Genomic DNA, 6,774 nt, shown 5'->3' with positions numbered 1-6,774 from the left:
GATTCAGTTAGTAGCTTACCGTCTTGAAGCTGAACACGCCATTTATAAGTGCCTGCGCCTAACATCTTTAGATACTTCATTTCATAAGAAGGTGATGTCGAGATGCCTGCGCTTGGGTCGGTTTGACCAACAGCGATGGGCTGTTTTGTTGGGTTTGTAACGGATGAAATATACCAATAAAGCTTGCTATCCAGTTTCGCCTCGCCGCTGGAAGCTATTGTCGCTTCGATCTTCTTCACAGTCAGATCGCCTAAGTCAACATCCCCAGGGAAGTGACGAACAGCATATTTGATCTCAACTGGAGGCGGTAATTCGACCTGGACACGCACACTGCCTGTCGAGCATGCCAAAACTTGGGCATCCCCATACCAAAGGCGCACATAATAGTCGCCGGCTTTTAAGTCTTCCATCATCGGGATATTGCTCAAATCCATCTGAGCATCAGTCGAAGGAGTTTTGCTCTGATAGATTTCCCGATCATCATCTTTACGCACAATGGAATAAAAATAACCTGGCGAACTCCCCGGCTTTGGCGCATCGACAGTAAGCGTTCCCAAGTTCAAAGCCCTAAGCGGTGATTGCTTGCCGGACGCCTGTAACTTAACTCCAGGACTCCAAACGGCGATGGCATTAGAGATTTGTTGACGACGATCCTTGCCCTTAGGGGTTGCTTGAAGAATAAATTCGTACTTTTTATAAGGCATTATTTGAAGCGGCTGCTTCCAATCGGCCTCTTCTCCATCAACCAATAAATGAATCTCGACTTTATCGGTGTTCAGGTTAGCAACCGCAACCTTCACCTGTCCACCGGTTGTCTTCAAATCCTCAGGTTTATTGCTCCAGACAACAGAAATCTGTTTCAAAGCTACCTGATACTCATTATCGTTGCGGGTATCACGAATAGATGCCATCTTTTGAGCTAAAGGTCCGGCATCTTGAGGCGAAAGCTCGTTCAAATCATCAATGAAAGTTTGTGCGTCAACAAGGTCACCGCCCTGTGCAGAAGTCAATAATAATACAGCCCGTTTTTTAGCCACAAACACATAGCGCGTCTTCAGTTCTGAATCTAACAGACTGCCATCTCGCACAACCGCCCTGAGGTCAGTCTTGGCAACAACACTTTGCCACTTTTGAGACAAACTCGATTCACTTACTAAAGGGGCGCTTGCGATAGAAATAGGTTTTGATTGAAAGGGTTCAGCCTTACTAGCAACTTTGACGGAAGCAACCAAAGTTCCCTGCCCCGGAGTAATGACGAGCGGTATCCATTCATCAGCTTTCTGTGATGTCACTTCTGACTTATAGCCTGCGCCATCATCATAACGGACGGTCACATTTGATACCGATTCATTTAATGAGGCTGTATTAGCCTTTACAAGAACAACCTGTGCCCCATTTCTTAGAGCCTTGGCAATAACAACTTGCAAACCAAGTTTATCAGAAAGGGTCTTCTCATAAGCTGTCTTGTAGTCAACTTGCATACTCGCAATCTGAGTGGCCTCTTTCCCACCTGGTTTCAGGCTCTTGACCGCGGCAGCAATGGCATTCGATGCCTCCAGATTGCTGCGCGATAGCTCGAGTTGTTTGTTTAACAACGCGCTCGCTCGTGTAACCAAACGCGCTGAAATCTCTTCTTTAGTAGGTTGAGCCGATGCTCGATAGGTATCGGCGATCTGCTGCCAAACGGCTCCTTTGGCAAAAAGCGGAACGTTCTGTAGGCTAATCTGCTGCGATCCAATCACCTGTCCAGTGGCATCCTTTAGTTCTAATAAAGCTGTATTTCCCTTAAGCGGAATAAATACATTTTCGAAACTTACAGACACCGAATTAATTCCGTTAGGAGCTATACTTACCGGCACAGCTACACCATCAACAACCACTGACTTCACAGCAGAAGTGGCGACCATAGAGCCGGAGACCCTTGCAACATTAATGTCAGTATCGATAACCCCGGCCAAACCGGTGCCCCATCCAGATACAAGCGCATACTTCTTTGTCTGGGCAAGGCCACTCATCAGAAGGCTATCGACCGTCACTTCAACCTGGCTATGACCTGTACCTAAAGCTATCTTTAGTGTATCACCAGGACTCAAGAGGTGAGGAGCAGCTTCATCTGAATATTTCCAACTCACCGACAAGATGCCCTGATCATCAGGGATGACCGTGGAGTATTCATTTACACCGACAGGGAATGCGAGTTGGTCGCCGGGGATGATATCAACGTAATCACGTTCTTTTGCGCCGATCACCATCTTCACATCTTGCTGAAGCGGTTGGGGGAATTTGGGATCGCTCAGGGTGACAACAACATTTCCCTGCAAACCCATCCTATTCCTCAACCCACGTGCGATCTTTATGCGCGCTTCGGGGTCTTTAACGGAAGATAAATTGATTGGTATCGTAACAGCCCAATATTTACGAACGCTATCACTTGGGATCTGCAGTGGTTTATCCGTACTCTGAAAAACCGGGCATCCAGGAAAATTAAGCGTAAATTGATAAGCGCTCGGATCATTGGCATAAACTTTAATAGTCGCGGTACCTTTCAAAGATGGGACCGCGATTTCAAACGGCACACTGTTATCACCTAAAGACGGTCTATCAAAAGCGCCTGCCAATTCTTCCATTTTCTTCGCAAACTCAGGCGATGAAGGACTTTGATAAACCTGCCCATCCTCTCCCAACACACCGGTATCATAATCCTTCCGAAACTTTGAAAACTTTGAAATTTGATCTTTTTCTTTGAACCTCTTCTCGATTTCTGTAAATATTGAGGACGTATCAAGACCCTGCGATTGCCATCGATCAGCCTGCGCCAGTAAAGCTTTTAATAAATAATAGTATGCCGCATGATTGCTTCCGGTCTGTGCTGCTTTGCGCAATGCTTCCACTGAACCTTTAAGCGCATCATCAGGACTGACTTGATTTGGCTCACCGCCCGCTAAATAGAGCTGATAGTAGGAATAGCCAATCCCTAAATAAGGCGAATAGGGACCAGTATCGGCGCGTCCGCTTTCAGGAGATTCGAAGTTATGGTAGGGGTCATCATAAGGAGAGTCATTATAGCTGCTTTTAAGCGTACTTTGGAACAAAGTAATTGCACGCAGCCAGCTTTTTGATTTAACTGCCTGCTTGGCTTTATCATAATTACTCTTATAATCAGGGCTATCAGCTAAAGCTCCGATTGTAAAAGAAACTATAAAAACTAAAACAACGAACCAACGCAAAATCATTCAACACACCATACATACAATCCAGGGATCCATTTCAAGTACACGCTTACTTATCATGTACGAATGAGTATGAGCAAGAGTGCCGGTAATGTTAAATAAACGTCTTTAATAATTCTCTGGCGGAATATAACATACTCATCAAAAAACCCAGCACCATTCATTATTATACGACGGTTAAGGCTAAGAGTATGTTAGAGTTTTGCTTAAAATACAAGTCAAGCAAAAGCAGTGGGGTGGGACACAGATTGTGTCCCACCCGTAAGTGACTTAAGTTACGGCCGATAGGTGGCCGAGAACATGAACGAAGCGGTCTTTGCCTTCGTACCCATCCAAGTAGCTAGTTCGAATTCATAGTTGCGAACTCGAAGGCCGGTACCAAAGGTATAGATTGTTTGGTCTACGAAGAACCTGTTTGCCGCTTTGTTAGTTGCGACGCCTAGGCGGAGGGGAATTACATACCCCTTCTTTGTTGCAAAGTTCTTCTCGTAGCCGATGCACCAGTCAGTAATATTGGCGCGGTCGTCTTCAAGGTCACTGTTTGCAGAACCATAGGTATGAGTATCGATTGATACCAGTCCCCAGTTCTTAGGCAAAGCAAAGAATACGCCAACTGATAGGCGATCAGGAATTTCATTGCTAAACCCATTGTCGGCTTTAACATCAATTAGACTGCGATACGAAATACCCCAGCCCATTCTTGTTTTGCCTTTAATTAGCCCCTGAAGACCTACGATTGCGCCAAAGCCAGAGTTGCTATCACTGATAGGATCAGTGTCGAGCGCTCCAACAAGCACCTGACCGGAACCACCAATTGTGATGTCACCCTTTCTCGCATACTCATACTTCTGGGTGGCATAGATACCACCGATACCCCAGCGGATACCCTTGGTCTCTGCCCCATAGGCCAGTGTGTAGTAGTCAGTTATGATCTGTCTATGTTCAACATAGTTCTCCACATTTGGGTATAGCGGAGGAGGATCATTGGGGTCTACTGCTTCAGGTAAGTTAACCGCTCTGACAGTTTCGTCAAAATAACCGCCTCGGGTAAAGCTTAAAGAAAGAATTCCTTCAGCTTTACTACGAGGAAACAGGCTCTTTATCGGAAGCGCCACGCTTGCAAACATTGGGTCAAAACCCGTCGGTGAACTTGTAGTAGAGGACACCGGGTTGCTAAAGTTATTTGCCACTTTAACAAGCGTTTCAGATGTTGGTACAGTGCTCAGCACCAATGTCGCTTCAAAGGTCTTCAACTCAGCCAAACCGGCTGGGTTCCAGAAACTGGCAGTAGCGTCGTTAGCAATGGCTGTAAACGCTCCTCCCATTCCCGTAGCCCTGGCGCCAACTGCAACGCCTTGTACAGAATCAGGTGGCTTATCGGCCCATACGGCGCATGCCAAGCCAGCCAAGCAACCGATTATAACTAATTTCATCTTCATAGTTTTCATCGTAATTTCTCCTTATGATATGGCACTCGCCGCTACCTGATGTACTGCACTTTAAAGTAGCTCGTCTTGTTTGATGTTGGGAAGTGTATCCCCTGCGACCAGATATTTGCCGTTCCCCTCACTTGATATTGAATGGTCGAAGAGACCTTGAAGGGCGTGGGGGTAGTAATTACCGGAGTGATATCCGGTGAAAGAACAGGGATTTTATACATATATCCAAACTGACCTTGATAGGTTGTTGGTGTATTTGATACCAGTACAAGCGAAATATCCGATCCGATTTGGCCACTTGGTCCCACTACCGATACGACAACTGTTGTTAACACAGTGTCAATCAGTTGAGCGCCAAGTTCGTCACTACCGATGAATGCCATGATCGGTAGTTTAGCTCCAGGTCTTACGGTAATACCCTTTGCAACAGTCGAACCATTTGACTCAGGTGGGTAGACAAGGGTGAGTTTCGGCAATGGCAGTACCCAAACTTCAGCCTGGACAGAAACGCCTGCATTCACTGCTGTTATCAAAACCGGTGTTGTCTTTAGGACATCAGTGGTTGTGATTGTGAACGTATGCGTCGTCTCATTCTGAGCAAAGACCACAGTTGCAGGCACTGTAGCTGCTGGATCAGCGCTTGACACGTTGACTGTGAATCCAGCCGCTGCAGGGCTGTCTAATGTCAAGGTACCGGTTGTGGTTAACGTTCCCCTTACATATTTCGGGGTAATTGTCATCTGGATAAGTCTCGGAGCTTTCAGCGTCAAGAACGCATCACGCGATGAGCCGTTAAGCGTTGCGTGAATGGTAGCGACTTGATCAACTAGCACAGGAGAGGTGGTAATGGCGAACTGCTTCGTCAACGCTCCCGCAGCAACGAGGGTACTTGCAGGAACTGTCGCCGCCGAGTTATTCGATGAGAGGACTACACTCAATCCACCCGTAGTCGCGATGGAATCAAGTGTTACAGTACCAAACGAACCTACGCCACCTTTGACGATAGCCGGATCGATTGCCAACGAGTCCAATAATTGTGGCAGTACATTCAGGAACGTCTCTTTCGATGATGCGTTGACGGTTGCAGTAATTGTAACCGTTTGCTGCGACGTTACCGGGTGGGTTGCTATATTAAAGGTCGTTGTTGTAGTACCGGCAGGAATTATGGTCGTTGCCGCCACTGTCGCAGCAGCATTGCTGCTACCTAAGTTGACAGTCAATCCACCAGATGGAGCGAGTGTATCAACACTAACTGTGCCAACTGATGCCACTTCACCTTTCACTGAACTTGGTAATACCGAAAGTGCAGTTACAACAGGCGCTAATACAATCAGACCAGCGGTCGCTGATGAATCGTTGACGCTAGCTGTAATAGTAACCGTTCGGTCAATAGCAACAGAAATGGTGCTAATTGCAAAGGTTGTACTAGTCGTACCGGCAGGAACAATTACTGTAGCGGCTACAATCGCTGCGGCATTATTGCTCGATAGGTCAACCGTTAGTCCACCAGCCGGAGCAGGGATGTCCAAGTTAACGGTACCGGTTGAACCAACTCCACCTTTAACCGAAGTTGGGGAAACGCTAACGGACTGTACTCTTGGCGCAACTAGATCGAGTTCTGCTGTCTTAGGATCGCTGTTTACGTCAGCGGTAACGGTTGCCGTCTGATCCGTAGCAACCGCAAAGGTAGTAACAGCAAAGGTCGCAGTCGTCAATCCAGCGGCAACGGTAACACTCGTTGGTACGGTGGCATTAGTGTTATCGCTGGAAAGGGCAACCGCTAAGCCTACTGAAGGTGCAGGACCATCTAGCGTCACTGTACCGGTTGCATTAGCTACACCACCCTTAACACTGCTAGGAGCAATCGTTACCGATTGAACCCTTGGCGCTGAGATGTTAAGCGGTGAAGTCTTTGGTGTATCAACCGTAACAGCCGAAATAGTCGCTGTCACATCCGTCGCAACTGCAGTCGTTGTAACGGTGAATGTTGCTGACTTATCAACACCGCTTGGAACAGTTACTGTTGCAGACACAGTTGCTGCCCCATTGTTACTGCTCAAGTTAACCGTCATACCGGCAACAGGCGCAGGACTATCAAGCACCAC

The 6,774-nt window shown here is 47.1% G+C and carries 3 protein-coding genes; all 3 read right to left on the bottom strand.

All coding sequences use genetic code 11. The features are described from left to right. Window positions 1-3,233 (bottom strand): hypothetical protein (locus WCO51_08070; GenBank protein MEI6513214.1); only part of this gene is annotated, 3,233 nt, incomplete at its 3' end. Window positions 3,234-3,505: 272 nt separating this feature from the next. Further along, window positions 3,506-4,678 (bottom strand): hypothetical protein, encoded by a 1,173-nt coding sequence (locus tag WCO51_08065; protein ID MEI6513213.1) that lies wholly within the window; start codon window positions 4,676-4,678, stop codon window positions 3,506-3,508. Between the two features lie 32 nt (window positions 4,679-4,710). Beyond that, window positions 4,711-6,774: hypothetical protein (locus tag WCO51_08060; GenBank protein MEI6513212.1), on the bottom strand; the 2,064-nt coding region annotated here is incomplete at its 5' end.

It is taken from the genome of bacterium, from assembly GCA_037131655.1.
Taxonomy (GTDB): domain Bacteria; phylum Armatimonadota; class Fimbriimonadia; order Fimbriimonadales; family JBAXQP01; genus JBAXQP01.
The sequence above is the reverse complement of the archived record's forward strand: the minus strand, read 5'-3'. Positions and strand labels throughout refer to the sequence as shown.